This window comes from Pseudoalteromonas sp. Ld20 (assembly GCF_045064175.1).
Classification (GTDB): domain Bacteria; phylum Pseudomonadota; class Gammaproteobacteria; order Enterobacterales; family Alteromonadaceae; genus Pseudoalteromonas; species Pseudoalteromonas neustonica.
Genome location: NZ_JBISHB010000028.1, coordinates 37,779 through 51,962 on the forward strand (window position 1 = coordinate 37,779; position 14,184 = coordinate 51,962).

Below are 14,184 nucleotides of genomic sequence, written 5' to 3' on the forward strand. Positions count from 1 at the left end.
TTTAGGAAGTAGTATGTTATCTGATAAAACCATTGAAATAGTTAAAAGCACAGTCCCTTTGTTAGCTGAGGCCGGTACTGTGGTTACTGATCATTTTTATAAGCGTATGTTTAGCCATAACCCTGAACTGCAAGATATTTTTAATATGGCTAATCAACGCAGTGGTCGTCAGCAATTTGCGCTTTTTAATGCGCTGGCTGCATATGCCCAAAATATTGATAATTTAGGTGTTTTGAAAGAGTCGCTTGCGCGTATTAATCATAAGCATGCCAGTATGCATATTTTACCGGAGCATTACCCGATAGTTGGCGGTCACTTAATTGGCACATTAAAAGAGCTGATCCCAGAGCAGTTTACCCCAGAAGTTGAATATGCTTGGCGTGAAGCGTACGCATTACTTGCAGATATCTGTATTACCGAAGAAGCGGCTTTGTATGCCCATAGCAAAAATAACCATGGTGGTTGGTCTGGGACGCGTCGTTTTATCATTGCACATAAGCAGGTTGAATCGCAGTTAGTGACCAGCTTTATATTAAGACCATTAGATTCAAAAGCAGTGATCACTCATAAACCCGGGCAATATTTAGGGATTAAAGTACAACCCGATAATGCACAGTACAGTGAGATCCGCCAATATTCTATTTCACAGCAAAGTAATGGTAAAAGTTACCGTATTAGCGTGAAAAAAGAATTGCTTCCAGCACCGGGGATTGTGTCTAACTATTTACATTCATTGGAAGAAGGCAGCTTTGTTGATCTTTATCCGCCAGCGGGAGATTTCTTTCTACGTTCAGAAGATAAGCCTGCGGTATTAATCTCTGCGGGCGTTGGGCAAACACCTATGTTAGCAATGCTGCAAACATTACTAAGTGAGCAATCTAATCAGCCAGTGACGTATTTACATGCCTGTGAAAATAAACAACAGCACTCGTTTGATCAATTTATTCGTGAGCAGGGCGAAGCGCATGCTCGATTAACACACCATACTTGGTTAAACCAAGGTGGCGAGGAGTCTGACTTTTCAGGTTTAATGGATGTTGCACGTGTTGCTGAGCAATTACCACTGGCAGAAGGCGACTTTTATATTTGTGGGCCAAGTGGTTTCATGGCGGCAATTAAACAGCAGTTACTTACTCTAGGCGTGGATGCTGCACGCATTCATTATGAGGTATTTGGCCCACATCAAGATCTTTAACTGGCCTGAAATTAGGTCGGGTGCTTTATATATCCAAGTCACCTCAAGACGCTTGCATCTTGAGGTGACTTGGCTAGAAAATATAAAAGTACCCTTTATAAAGCTTAATATTGCGGATTTAATAAAGCGAGTTTACGCGTCAATATTTGACTTATTGCGAGTTAGCCCAATCAACCGTTTACCTATAACTTGGTGTTGCTGATTTTTTGGGCTAATTCTTGATGTTGCCATGCGCTAAATAGCTTTTGTTGTTTGCTCGAAATTTTTAATCCATACGTTTTTTGCATATAAAAATAAGCATCTGCGATACGTTTTCTCGAGTAAAGAGGGGGTTCAACTACGCGTTGTTTAAAGTCGACCTTTACTTGGCAACGGCCATATTGGCTAGCATCCCCCGCTATCATTCCAAATCGATAATTAGAGCGATCTGCATTTATTTCACCAATGGCTGGCGCGAGGTTATGTATATCGGCTTCCATCTTACGAAATTGAGCACTGGTTTTAACGCAATTTTTTCGCCCGCCATCTTGCCAGCATTGTAGTTGGTGACCAAATTCCCATGCAGGTACAATGTGCTCCCACTCAATGCGTACAGCGCGTGCATTTGGTTTTCCTGAGCGGGTTATTGCATTACGCGGTACATAACCGCACTGAGTTGGATCGGGAACGAGCTTTTTACCTTGGCGTTTTATGTCGCAGCCACAATAAATGCTTTTAGCGTCGGTAGGTAATGTTTTGATTAAATGTCTTTTCGCTGTAGAAAAGCGAGTAAATTGCTCGGCATTAAGGTTAAAACTAAACAACGATGCCAATAAGGCAATAATAAAATACGGCATATCCAATCACTTAAGTGAACTACAGGAGGGCGTATTTTAGAGTTATTATTCAATAGCGTAAATCAGCTGAACGGACGAGCTTAAGTACTTAATAATTAAACTAATGTATATTTTTATAGATCAGAAAGTTTACATTGCATATTTTTATATGCAATTTAGTCGGCGATGGCGTGTGGTTATCGCCATCACCATTAAGAGAATTTTATGTGCGAGTTCGTTTACGTCGAGGCAACCTGAAGTTTTGTAGTAGTAAAATAAATCCAGTGATACAAAATAACACGCTACAGGCAGAAAAACTGATCAGTAATGGATTATTAAAGTCTTCTCGTTCGTCGTAATCCATAATATGTAGCATCCAAAAAAAGTCAAAAATACGCCAAATAGTACTGCGTACAGTAATAACGTTTCCATTATCTGCTGATAGATATAACGTTGTGCTAAAGGAGTCATCAAAAGTTACTTGCCAAATATTTTGTTTATAACCCACCTCACGAGGGCCTGTTGTTAGTATTACAGCATTATTAACTTTTGCTTCTATTAATAAATGAGCGTAGGCATTTGCAATAATTTGGGTTTTACTCGGTGCTAAAAGCGGGCGCCCAGTAAGGCCATTAAAGCTATGCTCACCTTCGCTGTTATTCACTGTAATTATTGGGGTGGTTAAAAAATGACTATAAGTTATTTGAGTTGGCTGTGGAACTTGCAAGACAATATTATCAAGTGAGGTAGGGTAATCGGCTTGATTAAATGGGTTATTAATTGAGCGTGCTGCAAGATGCTTACCGTGCACTTTTTCAAGAGGGATTGCGCTCATTACTAAACCACCTAACAACCAGGCAAAAATTTGAATTGCTAGTAAATACCCGAGCCATTTGTGAAATTTACGAGCGTGTTTAAAAATGCGTTTATTCATATTACTACCTGTTTGTTATTATTTTTCAGCGCGGTATTTTATAAGCTATACTCGGTTTGCCAATGTGGCAAATTGTCGCATGTAGATTTTAGCTTAGATAAAACGTTGAATTATGTATCTTGAGGTGACTTGGGGATAGATTATTTGGTATAAAAGCAAAAATAGGTTAAAGTTTGCATTGTTTTTAATGTGAGATAAAAGAGAAATAATGTCGGAAATTCAATTTTTAAATGTAGATCTTGAGCTTGAATCCAAACAAGATATTAGCCTGTTAGTTGCAGACTTAAAAAAGAGTGCTGTGGTTTTACATTATGATAAAGATGAGTACCGACAGCTTGCACGCATTGAATCTAAAGGAGAAGTAACCTCTCCTGATAAGGCGATTAATCACTTATGCGAGTTAATAGAGTCGTGTTCGCGTGCAGCATTAAAACAATGGTTATCGTGCTCAAAGCGTACTTTTGATCTTGGCTTTGAATCAGGTACCTCGCCAAAGTGCTTTAATCAAGCATTACAGGTTGATACCTTGTTACGCATATCTGCAATAGGTGCCGGTGTTGAAATTACTATTTATCCTGTTCAGAGCTAATTTTACGCTCAACAACTGCTGCGGTCATCCTCGATACGCAGCATAATTCACCTCGGCTGTTGGTTATTTTTACTTCCCATACAGATGTTCGCTTACCCAAATGCAGTGGCTTAGCTATTGCTGTTAACGTGCCATTACGTGATGCTTTTAAATGGTTCGCATTGATCTCTTGTCCAACGCAGTAAAAGTTTGTGAAATCGACCACAAAATTAGCGGCATAACTGGCGACGGTTTCAGCTAAAACAACATTAGCACCACCGTGCACTATTCCCATTGGGTTATGATGCTCAGGGATAGCTGGCATAGTTGCAACGAGGTAATCGTCACCAATTTCACTAATCTCAATGCCCATGGTTTTCATTAATGTGCCTTGTCCACTTATACCGTTATCAAGATTTTTGCATTGTTCAAGGGTGATAGGTTGATACCAAATACTCATATGTTCATATTCTCCAATGGGTTTAAATTTACTTTATACTTTTTAACATTCATATCGGTAACTTCATACTAATAAATTCAATCAATATTTATGGTTTTATTTAAGCCAATTTAAATTTGCGATTTTCATATAACTGTATATACTCACAGTTAAATGTACTGTATGGAAACCCAGTTGTATGCGCCCATTAACGAATCGCCAAGCTCAAATTCTCGAACTTATTAAAGCTTTTATCAAAGATACAGGCATGCCACCAACGCGTGCAGAAATTGCGCAGACGCTAGGTTTTAAAAGTGCAAATGCGGCAGAAGAGCATTTAAAAGCACTTGCTAAAAAAGGTGTGATTAAAATGAAACCTGGTGCAAGCCGAGGTATTCAACTGGTTGAAGAAGATGAGCCAGAGCAACTAGGTTTACCGCTTATTGGTAGGGTGGCCGCGGGTGAACCAATATTGGCTGAGCAACATGTTGAAAGCCATTGCCAAGTTGATCCGCTGTTATTTAAGCCAGCTGCTGACTTTTTACTGCGTGTACAAGGCATGAGCATGAAAGATATTGGCATTATGGATGGTGATTTATTAGCTGTACATCGTACTCAAGTGGCTGAAAATGGCCAAGTAGTGGTGGCACGTGTTGATGATGATGTAACCGTTAAGCGTATTGAAAAAGCTGGGAAAAAAGTTTTCTTACATGCTGAAAATGATGACTTCTGCGCAATTGAAGTTGATCTAGAGCATGAATCTTTCAATATAGAAGGTTTGGCTGTTGGTGTTATTCGTAACGCCGATTGGATGTAATAACTTTTTCATAGAGTGGCATCAAATAGCTGAAGTTTGATGCTTTACATTTTTTAACCCCTAATATATTAGAACCCACACTTGTAAGTACCATTCAAAGCCTTATTACCCCTACTTATCCACTGCTTTTAGCTATTTAATATTGCCTTCCTTTGGAAAATAACGCGCTGATTTTTAGTTGTTATTTTTGCAGTAAAATAAAATTTAATTGCCATTAAAACTTGCTAATTGTTCATTTTTTAACTAATTGGTTAATACACTGTATTAACAATTGCTCTTTAATGAGTGTGTTTATGCCTGTGGCATAAATGAATTGTTAACTTTCAGTTAAAATAACAATAAACGAATTGGCGCGATTTAATAGCAGTGCCGCCTTTTCGCTTTGCATTTTTGCAATAGCATTCAAAGGAGTCGTCACATGGGTAAACTGAGCTCTACCTTGTGGCTTATATTGTTTGTTCTACCGCAGCAAGTATTGGCAAATAGCCAATTTAATATGCGAAAGGGCGTAACAGATATAAGTAATGATGTTTATCAACTGCACATGACAATATTTATTATATGTTGTGTGATTGGTGTAATTGTGTTCGCGGTTATGTTTTGGGCACTAATCCATCACCGAAAATCAAAAGGGGCAAAACCTGCCCAATTCCATGAAAGTACAAAAGTAGAAATCCTCTGGACGGCAATACCATTTGTAATCTTAATCGCTATGGCGGTACCCGCTACTAAAACTCTAATTTCGATGGAAGATGCCAGCAAAGCTGATTTGACCATTAAAATTACGGGGTCGCAGTGGAAGTGGCATTATGAATACATGGGTGAAGACGTTGCTTTTTACTCTATTCTATCAACCCCTCAAGATCAAATTTCCAACCAAGCAGATAAAACAAACACCTATCTACTTGAAGTTGATAAACCATTGGTATTACCAATTAATAAAAAAGTACGTTTTTTGATGACTTCAGACGATGTTATCCACTCTTGGTGGGTACCTGATTTTGCTGTTAAAAAAGATGCAAACCCTGGCTTTATCAATGAAACGTGGACCAAAATTAATGAAGAGGGAATTTATCGAGGTCAGTGTGCTGAACTATGTGGTAAAGATCATGGTTTTATGCCTGTTGTTGTTGAGGCTAAGTCTGAGCAAGCGTTTACCGATTGGTTGCAACAAGCGAAGCAAGCCAAAAAAACGGCAGCAGCAGCAGATGCAGCCCTGCTTGACCAAACCCTCCCTAAAGAGGAGTTAATGGTGTTGGGAGAGCAAGTGTATATGGCTAGTTGCGCCGCATGCCATCAACCAACAGGAATGGGTTTACCAGGTGTATTTCCTGCGCTCAAAGGTAATCCTGTAGTGTTGGGGGATATTAATGATCATATTGATGTGGTGATTAATGGTCGCCCAGGTACTGCGATGCAAGCATTTGTTAAGCAGTTATCAATTAAGCAATTGGCAGCTGTCGTTACCTATAAACGTAATGCATGGGGTAATGATACTGGGGATGTGATTCAACCGAGTCAAATACAAGCCGCGATTGATGCAACTTCGGAGGCTAAATAATGAGTAGCGTAACAGAGCAACAACATAATGAAGCTGGGCATCATGACGGCGGACATCATCACCCTGCAAAAGGGTTTAAGCGTTGGTTGTACACAACTAATCATAAAGACATTGGCAGCTTATATTTAATTTTCTCGTTGACCATGTTTTTAATTGGTGGCGCGATGGCGATGGTTATACGCGCTGAGTTGTTTCAGCCGGGTCTACAATTAGTTGATCCTCACTTCTTTAATCAAATGACTACAGTACATGGCTTGATCATGGTATTTGGTGCTGTTATGCCTGCTTTCACAGGGCTGGCAAACTGGATGGTGCCCTTGATGATCGGTGCGCCAGATATGGCGTTACCTCGAATGAATAATTGGAGTTTTTGGATTTTACCATTCGCGTTTTTAATTCTATTAGCCTCATTATTTATGCCTGGTGGTGGCCCTGCATTTGGTTGGACATTTTATGCACCACTTTCTACTACATACAGTAACGATAACACCGCGTTTTTTGTATTTGCTGTGCATATCATGGGAATTAGCTCAATCATGGGAGCAATCAATGTCATTGTGACCATTGTTAATATGCGAGCTCCAGGTATGACTTGGATGAAGCTACCGTTATTTGTATGGACTTGGCTAATAACGGCATTTTTACTTATTGCTGTAATGCCTGTATTGGCAGGTGCCGTGACTATGGTCCTGACGGATAAATACTTTGCGACCAGCTTTTTTGACGCGGCTGGGGGCGGTGATCCGGTGATGTTCCAACACATATTCTGGTTCTTCGGGCACCCTGAGGTGTACATCATGATATTACCGGCCTTCGGTATTATCTCAACAATAGTACCTACCTTTTCGCGTAAGCGGCTATTTGGCTATGCCTCTATGGTTTACGCGACGTCCTCAATTGCGTTGTTGAGCTTTATTGTTTGGGCGCACCATATGTTTACGACGGGTATGCCGGTCGCTGGGGAGCTATTTTTTATGTATGCGACCATGCTGATTTCGGTGCCAACGGGCGTTAAGGTATTTAACTGGGTAGCCACTATGTGGCGGGGTTCGATTAGCTTTGAAGTACCCATGTTATTTAGCATCGCCTTTATTGTGTTGTTTACGATTGGTGGTTTCTCTGGGTTAATGTTGGCAATCACCCCTGCAGATTTTCAATATCACGACACTTACTTTGTGGTGGCACATTTTCACTATGTATTAGTGACAGGTGCGGTCTTCTCAATCATGGCGGGGGCTTATTATTGGCTGCCAAAATGGACGGGTAATATGTTTAATATCACTTTGGCTAAATGGCACTTTTGGTTGTCGTTAGTGAGTGTGAATGTGCTGTTCTTTCCAATGCACTTTGTTGGTCTTGCAGGTATGCCACGTCGGATCCCTGATTATGCGCTGCAATTTGCCGATTTTAACGCGATTATTAGTATTGGCGGCTTTGCTTTTGGCCTTTCACAATTGCTGTTTGTTGTTGTGGTGTATAAATGCGCACGCGGTGGCGACAAAGTTCCGGCAAAAGTATGGGATGGTGCTGAAGGTCTTGAGTGGGAGGTTGCTTCTCCAGCGCCTTATCACACATTTGAAACCCCACCGGAGATTAAGTAATGAGTCATGCACCATTACTTAAACGCTTAGTTTTAATATGCCTAGGCATGTTTGCTTTTGCGTTTGCAATGGTGCCGTTGTACGACGTTTTTTGTGATGTTACAGGGCTTAATGGTAAGCCCTCGCTAGAGCAAGCAAAGCAAAGCACGCATATAAATGAAAAGCGTGAAATAGATGTGAGCTTTACTACGCATGCACAAAGTGGCGCGCCGTTTAAGGTGAAATCACATGAATATAGTGTGGTTGTTAAACCTGGTGCTATGCGTGAGGTGTTATTCAAAGCAAAAAATATCAGTAATGAAGATAAAGTAATGCAAGCTGTGCCGTCGGTATCGCCAGGTAAAGCAGCTAAGTATCTACATAAAATGGCCTGTTTTTGTTTTGATCAACAGCCCTTAAAAGCAGGGGAGGAGGTTGAGTTTAAATTACTTTTTTATGTTGATACGGAACTCCCTGATGATGTGGAAGAAATAACTTTATCTTATACCGTTTTTGATATTAGCAAGCAGTTAGTCGCCAGTAATTAGGCCACCAAACTAATCGCTATTTAGGAGCAAGTAAAATGGATAAAAATCACGAAAAATACTATGTGCCCGCGCAAAGTCCGTGGCCAATAGTCGGTGCATTTGCAATGTTTTTTATTGCAGTGGGTGCCGCGCTTACTGTGATGCAGGCTAAGAATGAAGGTGGCAATGGTCATTATATTCTCTATGTAGGCATTGGCGTGTTGTTGTTTATGTTATTTAGTTGGTTTAAAAATGTCATTGAAGAGTCTGATAAGGGTTTATATTCAGCGCAAATGGATCGCTCTTTTCGTCAAGGTATGAGTTGGTTTATTTTCTCTGAGGTGATGTTTTTTATGGCGTTTTTTGGTGCATTGTTTTATGCCCGTATCCTCTCTGTGCCTTGGTTGGGTGGAGCGGGTAATAATGCAATGACCAATGAGGTGCTATGGCCAACCTTCGAGGCTATGTGGCCATTAGTCACAACACCAGCAGGAGGTACAACACAAGCCATGGGTTGGCAGGGGTTGCCACTGATCAACACATTAATATTACTCACCTCATCGGTCACTTTGCATTTTGCACATGTCGCAATGGAGAATAATAAGCGCGGACCATTAAAGGTATTTTTGGCATTAACGGTTGCGCTAGGAATTTGCTTTTTAGGCCTACAAGTTGAAGAGTATATTCATGCCTACCAAGATCTTGGGTTGACCTTAGATGCTGGTGTATACGGCAATACATTCTTTTTACTGACCGGTTTTCATGGCCTGCATGTGACCTTAGGTACGGTTTTATTATTGGTCATTCTAATTCGAATTATTAAAGGCCATTTTAGCCCGGATAAACATTTTGCTTTTCAAGCGGCTGCTTGGTATTGGCATTTTGTTGATGTGGTATGGCTGTGTTTATTTGTATTTGTATACGTGCTGTAATTTTGTGAATAGGCGATGCGTTACTGTGGATAAAACCGATCTTTAACGCTGCAATTACAATCACTAATACAACAACAGAAAATAATACACGACGGCCTAAATAGTGAGACATAGGCCGTCCATCCGCTTTACCTGAGACCATAATAAATAAAGCTCGGAACAAGTTAAAAAGTATAAATAGTAGCAACAGTACGATAATAATTTTAATAATCACTGGGTCACCTTTATGCAGTTAATTTTATGGCGTAAACAAAAGCTTAGCTCAATTATCATACTTTGCGTGGTGGTGATTGTGATTTTAGTGTGCTTACGTTTGGGGTATTGGCAGTTACAAAGAGCTGAAAACAAAGCACTACAGCTAACACAAATAGCCGAGCTACAAGAGCAGGGAGTTTTGAGTTGGAAGCAAATGCATCAGCTTCCAACTAAGTGGAATAAAACCGGGTTGCATGTAACTGTGACGGGCATGCTTGATACAGAGCAATACTGGCTGTTAGACAATCAAGTCTATCAAGGGCAAGTTGGCTACGATGTTGTTACTTTATTAAAATTGACCAACAGTGATGATAACTTATTAGTAAATTTAGGATGGGTTAAGGCCCCCATTAGCCGCGAACAGTTACCTCTGGTTCATTTACCAGCAACCCCTTTCACCATGACAGTGCAATTAAAGCAAGGCACGCTCAGTGGCTTTACGTTGCAAAAAGCAGCGCAACACATAGATTCAAACTGGCCTAAGCGCATACAAATTATTGACTTAGCATTATTTACACAGCAGACGGGTCGTAACATAGTTGAATTTATGGGGTATCGTCAAGGTGATGGCGATAACATCGCTGTGCCTCATTATAAAGCTGTGGTGATGAGCCCCGAAAAACATCAAGCATATGCTGTGCAGTGGTTTTTAATCGCTGTTGCTTGCCTAGTTATTGCAATATTCGCTAGTAAAAAGAAGGAATTATAATGAAAAATAATCCATTAATGATATTTATTGGTTGTTGTTTAGTGCCTTTAATAATGGCGTATTTAGCCTTAAAACTTGACTGGATCCCAAGCGCATCGAGTAATAAAGGCGAGTTTTTAACTCAAGAAATTAAACTGCAAGATTGGCAACAATCTGAGCATAAACAGTGGACTATAGCGCTTAATCACCCTGCACAATGTGAGCAAGCGTGCGCTGAGCAATTACACGCACTAAACAATCTTTATGTTGCCCTTGGTAAAAACCAAGGCAAAGTCGATATGGCAATACTTGGGCAGGCGCAACAGCAAACATTGCGCTGGCGTGAACTCCCTGCAGTCGATGTGCTCCAGCCAGCAAGTTTATATTTAATTGATCATATGGGGTTGGTCGTTTTGCAGTACCCGTATCATGTAGAACCTCAGCAAAACCGTTTAACTCAAAAAGGATTGTTAAAAGATTTAAAAAAATTACTTAACTACTCGCGTTCAAGCTAATTTAAGGAGTGCTAACTATGTATAAAAATTATAAAAACTTGGTATTAGCTACGTTTATGTTGTCGATTTTAGTTATTGGGCTTGGCGCTTATACTCGTTTAAGTGATGCGGGTTTAGGTTGCCCTGATTGGCCAGGGTGTTATGGATTTTTAACCGTGCCCAAGCATGCAGCTGACCTCGCTCATGTAGAGCAAAGTTACCCTGATATGATGTTTGAAACCGCGAAAGCGTGGAAGGAAATGATCCACCGCTATTTTGCAGGTACCCTTGGCTTATTAATTTTAGCGCTATTTATATTGGCTTTTTCAAAGCGTCAACATCCGACCACGCCTGTTAAGTTACCATTGTTACTACTTGCGTTAGTGGTTTTTCAGGCCGCGCTAGGCATGTGGACTGTTACCATGAACTTGCAGCCTGTCATTGTAATGGGCCACCTTTTGGGCGGCTTTAGTATTTTGTCTTTAGTTACACTGTTGTATTTACGACTTACTGCACAGCCTATTAGTGGAGGCGATGCCCCTGCAAGGCGTCATTTTAAGCTGAGCTTGGTTGCGTTAGTGGTACTGGTAATTCAAATTGCGCTAGGCGGCTGGTTAGCTGCTAATTATGCTGCCCCACATTGTAACGGTTTACCGCTGTGTAGTTATGGCCAACCATTTTCGCTTAGTAGTGTATTTCAATTACCGTTAGAGCAAAGTACTTATGAATATGGCGTGCTTTCACAGCAAGCAAGAATGTCGATTCATTTACTGCATAGAATATGGGCTTTGGTTACGTGTGTAGTGTTAGCACTGATCATGTGGCGCATTTATAGCCATGCACTATCTAAAAAGATAAAACATTGCACTGTGGCGGTCTTAATTGCACTGCTATGTCAGATTTGTTTAGGATTAGCGGTTGTGCATTGGCATTTTCCTTTAGGTATCGCACTGGCACATAACCTAATGGCTGCCATACTCTTATTAACGGTAGTTCGTTTATGTTTTTACTTAAAAGTACGTACTTAGGGGCAGTTATGACACAACTAATAGCAATAACAAAGTTAGCACCTAGTCAAATTAGCGCGTTAATTAATGATTATCTCGCAATTTGTAAATTCAAAGTAGTCGCCATGTTGGTACTAACAGCATGGGTGGGGTTAGCGCTTGCACCAGATGTTGGTCGAGGGATGGGTGTACAGCTAATCAGCTTGTTAGGGATCGGGTTATTATCAGCAGCGGCAGCTGTTATTAATCACGTGGTTGATAGCGAAATAGATAGTAAAATGGCGCGCACACGTCATCGTCCAGTTGCTAAGGGGCGGTTATCTAAGTTTCATGCATTGAGTTTTGCAACAGTGATTGGCGTTAGTGGTTTTATTATGTTGATGCTATGGGCTAACCCGTTAACTGCAATATTGACCTTATTTGCATTGGTTGGTTATGCATTTATTTATACTTCATTTTTAAAACGAGCAACCCCACAAAATATAGTTATTGGTGGGCTCGCTGGTGCAATGCCACCATTACTAGGCTGGGTCTCTGAAACTGGGCAAATGGCAGCTGCTCCTTGGTTGTTGGTAATGATTATTTTCACCTGGACGCCTCCACATTTTTGGGCTTTGGCAATTGCCCGAAAAAGTGATTATGAACGAGCAAAAATACCCATGTTACCTGTTACCCACGGTATTGATTTTTGTAAAACATGTGTAGTCGCTTATTCAATTTTATTAGCACTGGTATGTGTACTGCCTTACTTAATTGGCATGTCAGGTGCTATTTATTTAATAGCCTCAACGGTACTTAATGGGATTTTTATTTATAAAGCAGTAAAACTTAAAATGGCAGGAAGTGACGACACTGCGATGGATTTATTCCGTTTTTCAATCGTTCATTTAATGGTACTCTTTGTGGTCTTATTTGTAGACAAATGGCTTGTTATATGAAGTTTAATGCGAATGTATTATTAGTTTTAAGTTTGTTTTTTTTGGTTGCTTGTAGTGAAAATAAAGTAGCTACGGTTGACGCACTTGTTTACGAGCAAAGTAAGCCGCTTAATGATTTTATCTTGCAAGATCAAAATAGTGAACCGGTGACTAAGCAAGCGTTTTTAAATCAGTGGAACTTGGTTTTTTTAGGCTATACGAGCTGTCCAGATATTTGTCCGCTTACCTTAGCTAAACTTAATAATGTTCATAAGGCATTAAAAGACAAGTATCCGCTGCAAGTTTGGTTTTTATCCGTTGATCCACAACGAGATACACCCGACAAGCGCAAAGCGTATATTGACTATTTTAATCCAGATTTCTTAGCTGTTTCAGGCCCACATAAAGACTTATTCCCATTAGTGCGAGAACTGGGGCTAATATACGCAATCAGCGATAGTGATGAGCAAGAGTATGCTGTCGATCACAGTGCATCAGTTGCAATGGTTGATTCAACTGGAGCTGTTAGGGCTATTTTTAAACCTGAATTTAAAGCAGGCAGCACGCCTTTGATTAATGCAAAAAAACTAATAATTGAGTTTTCAGTAATTGCAGATCAATATCAATAATTAATTGCTAATTAAAAACTACATGTATTCATGAAGGAGCACGATGTGCTCCTTTTTTTATCTGAATTTTTCATCATGAAATATATTTATTCTTTTTTCAGTGCTTTTGTGGCTTTTTTACTAACTCGGTCTAAGCTTTTGTTATGAATTGGTAAAACAAGGAAAGTAATAAAATTATGTTAAAGCTTCCTGCAGAATTGACTATCACCCAAGTTGAGGTTTTACATCAAGATATATTACGCGAATTAAATAGCAATGATGATGTATGTTTGGATATTAGTGATGTCTCTAGTGCGGATACTGCAACTATTCAGTTGTTATGTGCTTTGCAAAAACATTTACTTTCTGTACATCATAAAATTATTTGGGTAGGGCAGAGCGATCCATTAAAAAGTACCATTAATAGTTTGGGTCTGAGTGAATATCTAATACTCGAAAGTACAGATTAAGAGGTCAATATGAAAAGAATTTTAGCGGTGGATGATTCCGCATCAATGCGCCAAATGGTGGGATTCACCTTAAAAAAGGCAGGGTTTGATGTTACTGAAGCAAAAGATGGTAGTGAAGCATTAAGCATCGCTAAGCAGCAAGGTTTTGATGCTGTTATATCAGATGTCAATATGCCAATAATGGATGGTATTACTTTGATCCGTGAGTTACGGACTCTGCCAAACTATAAATTCACGCCGTTATTAATGTTAACAACTGAATCCGGTATGGATAAAAAAGTTGAAGGGAAGGCGGCAGGAGCCACAGGTTGGATTGTAAAGCCTTTTAACCCTGAGCAATTATTGGCTGTCATCAAGAAAGTGATTCGCTAATTTAG

The 14,184-nt window shown here is 40.0% G+C and carries 18 protein-coding genes; 14 read left to right on the plus strand and 4 right to left on the minus strand.

Annotated features, from left to right (window positions below; all coding sequences use genetic code 11):
• The first annotated feature begins 13 nt into the window (after nucleotides 1-13).
• Entirely contained in the window at nucleotides 14-1,195 is a 1,182-nt protein-coding gene (gene hmpA, locus ACJJVX_RS05075; protein WP_054455398.1) for an NO-inducible flavohemoprotein, read from the plus strand.
• A gap of 182 nt (nucleotides 1,196-1,377) precedes the next feature.
• Here the strand turns inward: hmpA and ACJJVX_RS05080 are convergent, their stop codons facing one another.
• Complete coding sequence (locus ACJJVX_RS05080) at nucleotides 1,378-2,031, minus strand: endonuclease (protein WP_054206086.1); 654 nt, start codon at nucleotides 2,029-2,031, stop codon at nucleotides 1,378-1,380.
• Nucleotides 2,032-2,233: 202 nt separating this feature from the next.
• Nucleotides 2,234-2,944, minus strand: a complete 711-nt coding sequence (locus ACJJVX_RS05085) for a hypothetical protein (protein ID WP_054455399.1) — start codon at nucleotides 2,942-2,944, stop codon at nucleotides 2,234-2,236.
• 208 nt (nucleotides 2,945-3,152) lie between these two features.
• Here ACJJVX_RS05085 and ACJJVX_RS05090 point away from each other — a divergent pair, with 208 nt between their 5' ends.
• Nucleotides 3,153-3,533: a hypothetical protein gene (locus ACJJVX_RS05090; protein ID WP_054455401.1), complete on the plus strand. Its 381-nt coding sequence runs from the start codon at nucleotides 3,153-3,155 to the stop codon at nucleotides 3,531-3,533.
• Here ACJJVX_RS05090 and ACJJVX_RS05095 read toward each other — a convergent pair.
• Nucleotides 3,511-3,972 (minus strand): PaaI family thioesterase, encoded by a 462-nt coding sequence (locus ACJJVX_RS05095; protein WP_054206089.1) that lies wholly within the window; start codon nucleotides 3,970-3,972, stop codon nucleotides 3,511-3,513. The two genes, ACJJVX_RS05090 and ACJJVX_RS05095, sit on opposite strands and share 23 nt — an antisense overlap.
• Before the next feature lie 178 nt (nucleotides 3,973-4,150).
• Between ACJJVX_RS05095 and lexA the strand changes: the two genes are divergently transcribed.
• The 5 genes from lexA to ACJJVX_RS05120 all read left to right on the plus strand — a co-directional run bounded on the left by lexA (nucleotide 4,151) and on the right by ACJJVX_RS05120 (nucleotide 9,368).
• On the plus strand, nucleotides 4,151-4,768 hold the full coding sequence (gene lexA, locus ACJJVX_RS05100; protein WP_054206090.1) for a transcriptional repressor LexA: 618 nt from the start codon (nucleotides 4,151-4,153) through the stop codon (nucleotides 4,766-4,768).
• A gap of 418 nt (nucleotides 4,769-5,186) precedes the next feature.
• A complete protein-coding gene (gene coxB / locus ACJJVX_RS05105; protein ID WP_054206091.1) occupies nucleotides 5,187-6,329 on the plus strand; it encodes a cytochrome c oxidase subunit II in 1,143 nt (380 codons plus the stop codon).
• Nucleotides 6,329-7,930: a cytochrome c oxidase subunit I gene (gene ctaD / locus ACJJVX_RS05110; RefSeq protein ID WP_054206092.1), complete on the plus strand. Its 1,602-nt coding sequence runs from the start codon at nucleotides 6,329-6,331 to the stop codon at nucleotides 7,928-7,930. The genes coxB and ctaD overlap by 1 nt, the downstream gene beginning before the upstream one ends.
• Entirely contained in the window at nucleotides 7,930-8,457 is a 528-nt protein-coding gene (locus ACJJVX_RS05115) for a cytochrome c oxidase assembly protein (protein WP_054206093.1), read from the plus strand. Before ctaD ends, ACJJVX_RS05115 begins: the two co-directional genes overlap by 1 nt.
• 35 nt (nucleotides 8,458-8,492) lie before the next feature.
• The gene (locus tag ACJJVX_RS05120; protein WP_405630480.1) at nucleotides 8,493-9,368 is read left to right on the plus strand and encodes a cytochrome c oxidase subunit 3; all 876 of its coding nucleotides are present in this window, start codon (nucleotides 8,493-8,495) and stop codon (nucleotides 9,366-9,368) included.
• On the opposite strand, the gene ACJJVX_RS05125 is transcribed toward ACJJVX_RS05120, so the two are convergent.
• Nucleotides 9,268-9,582: a DUF2909 family protein gene (locus ACJJVX_RS05125; protein ID WP_082379065.1), complete on the minus strand. Its 315-nt coding sequence runs from the start codon at nucleotides 9,580-9,582 to the stop codon at nucleotides 9,268-9,270. The genes ACJJVX_RS05120 and ACJJVX_RS05125 overlap by 101 nt on opposite strands.
• A 12-nt stretch (nucleotides 9,583-9,594) precedes the next feature.
• Here ACJJVX_RS05125 and ACJJVX_RS05130 point away from each other — a divergent pair, with 12 nt between their 5' ends.
• The 7 genes from ACJJVX_RS05130 (at nucleotide 9,595) to ACJJVX_RS05160 (ending at nucleotide 14,179) form a co-directional block, all read left to right on the plus strand.
• A complete protein-coding gene (locus ACJJVX_RS05130) occupies nucleotides 9,595-10,332 on the plus strand; it encodes an SURF1 family protein (protein ID WP_405630484.1) in 738 nt (245 codons plus the stop codon).
• Nucleotides 10,332-10,826, plus strand: coding sequence for a hypothetical protein (locus ACJJVX_RS05135; protein ID WP_054206096.1), 495 nt, complete (start codon nucleotides 10,332-10,334; stop codon nucleotides 10,824-10,826). Before ACJJVX_RS05130 ends, ACJJVX_RS05135 begins: the two co-directional genes overlap by 1 nt.
• A 17-nt stretch (nucleotides 10,827-10,843) precedes the next feature.
• The gene (locus ACJJVX_RS05140) at nucleotides 10,844-11,833 is read left to right on the plus strand and encodes a heme A synthase (RefSeq protein ID WP_054206097.1); all 990 of its coding nucleotides are present in this window, start codon (nucleotides 10,844-10,846) and stop codon (nucleotides 11,831-11,833) included.
• Between the two features lie 8 nt (nucleotides 11,834-11,841).
• A complete protein-coding gene (gene cyoE, locus ACJJVX_RS05145; protein WP_054206138.1) occupies nucleotides 11,842-12,750 on the plus strand; it encodes a heme o synthase in 909 nt (302 codons plus the stop codon).
• Complete coding sequence (locus ACJJVX_RS05150; protein WP_054455411.1) at nucleotides 12,747-13,358, plus strand: SCO family protein; 612 nt, start codon at nucleotides 12,747-12,749, stop codon at nucleotides 13,356-13,358. Before cyoE ends, ACJJVX_RS05150 begins: the two co-directional genes overlap by 4 nt.
• Nucleotides 13,359-13,534: 176 nt before the next feature.
• Nucleotides 13,535-13,807, plus strand: a complete 273-nt coding sequence (locus tag ACJJVX_RS05155; protein WP_054206099.1) for a lipid asymmetry maintenance protein MlaB — start codon at nucleotides 13,535-13,537, stop codon at nucleotides 13,805-13,807.
• Between the two features lie 9 nt (nucleotides 13,808-13,816).
• Nucleotides 13,817-14,179, plus strand: a complete 363-nt coding sequence (locus tag ACJJVX_RS05160) for a response regulator (protein WP_054206100.1) — start codon at nucleotides 13,817-13,819, stop codon at nucleotides 14,177-14,179.
• Nucleotides 14,180-14,184: the final 5 nt, after the last annotated feature.

Bases quoted from the DNA above. Each gene is read 5' to 3' on its own strand.
- ACJJVX_RS05135 (WP_054206096.1), top strand. From the start codon at position 10,332: ATGAAAAATAATCCATTAATGATATTTATTGGTTGTTGTTTAGTGCCT.
- hmpA (WP_054455398.1), top strand. From the start codon at position 14: ATGTTATCTGATAAAACCATTGAAATAGTTAAAAGCACAGTCCCTTTG.
- ACJJVX_RS05115 (WP_054206093.1), top strand. From the start codon at position 7,930: ATGAGTCATGCACCATTACTTAAACGCTTAGTTTTAATATGCCTAGGC.
- ACJJVX_RS05140 (WP_054206097.1), top strand. From the start codon at position 10,844: ATGTATAAAAATTATAAAAACTTGGTATTAGCTACGTTTATGTTGTCG.
- ACJJVX_RS05130 (WP_405630484.1), top strand. From the start codon at position 9,595: ATGCAGTTAATTTTATGGCGTAAACAAAAGCTTAGCTCAATTATCATA.
- ACJJVX_RS05150 (WP_054455411.1), top strand. From the start codon at position 12,747: ATGAAGTTTAATGCGAATGTATTATTAGTTTTAAGTTTGTTTTTTTTG.
- ACJJVX_RS05095 (WP_054206089.1), bottom strand. From the start codon at position 3,972: ATGAGTATTTGGTATCAACCTATCACCCTTGAACAATGCAAAAATCTT.
- lexA (WP_054206090.1), top strand. From the start codon at position 4,151: ATGCGCCCATTAACGAATCGCCAAGCTCAAATTCTCGAACTTATTAAA.
- ACJJVX_RS05085 (WP_054455399.1), bottom strand. From the start codon at position 2,944: ATGAATAAACGCATTTTTAAACACGCTCGTAAATTTCACAAATGGCTC.
- ACJJVX_RS05080 (WP_054206086.1), bottom strand. From the start codon at position 2,031: ATGCCGTATTTTATTATTGCCTTATTGGCATCGTTGTTTAGTTTTAAC.
- ACJJVX_RS05090 (WP_054455401.1), top strand. From the start codon at position 3,153: ATGTCGGAAATTCAATTTTTAAATGTAGATCTTGAGCTTGAATCCAAA.
- coxB (WP_054206091.1), top strand. From the start codon at position 5,187: ATGGGTAAACTGAGCTCTACCTTGTGGCTTATATTGTTTGTTCTACCG.
- ACJJVX_RS05120 (WP_405630480.1), top strand. From the start codon at position 8,493: ATGGATAAAAATCACGAAAAATACTATGTGCCCGCGCAAAGTCCGTGG.
- ctaD (WP_054206092.1), top strand. From the start codon at position 6,329: ATGAGTAGCGTAACAGAGCAACAACATAATGAAGCTGGGCATCATGAC.
- ACJJVX_RS05155 (WP_054206099.1), top strand. From the start codon at position 13,535: ATGTTAAAGCTTCCTGCAGAATTGACTATCACCCAAGTTGAGGTTTTA.
- cyoE (WP_054206138.1), top strand. From the start codon at position 11,842: ATGACACAACTAATAGCAATAACAAAGTTAGCACCTAGTCAAATTAGC.
- ACJJVX_RS05160 (WP_054206100.1), top strand. From the start codon at position 13,817: ATGAAAAGAATTTTAGCGGTGGATGATTCCGCATCAATGCGCCAAATG.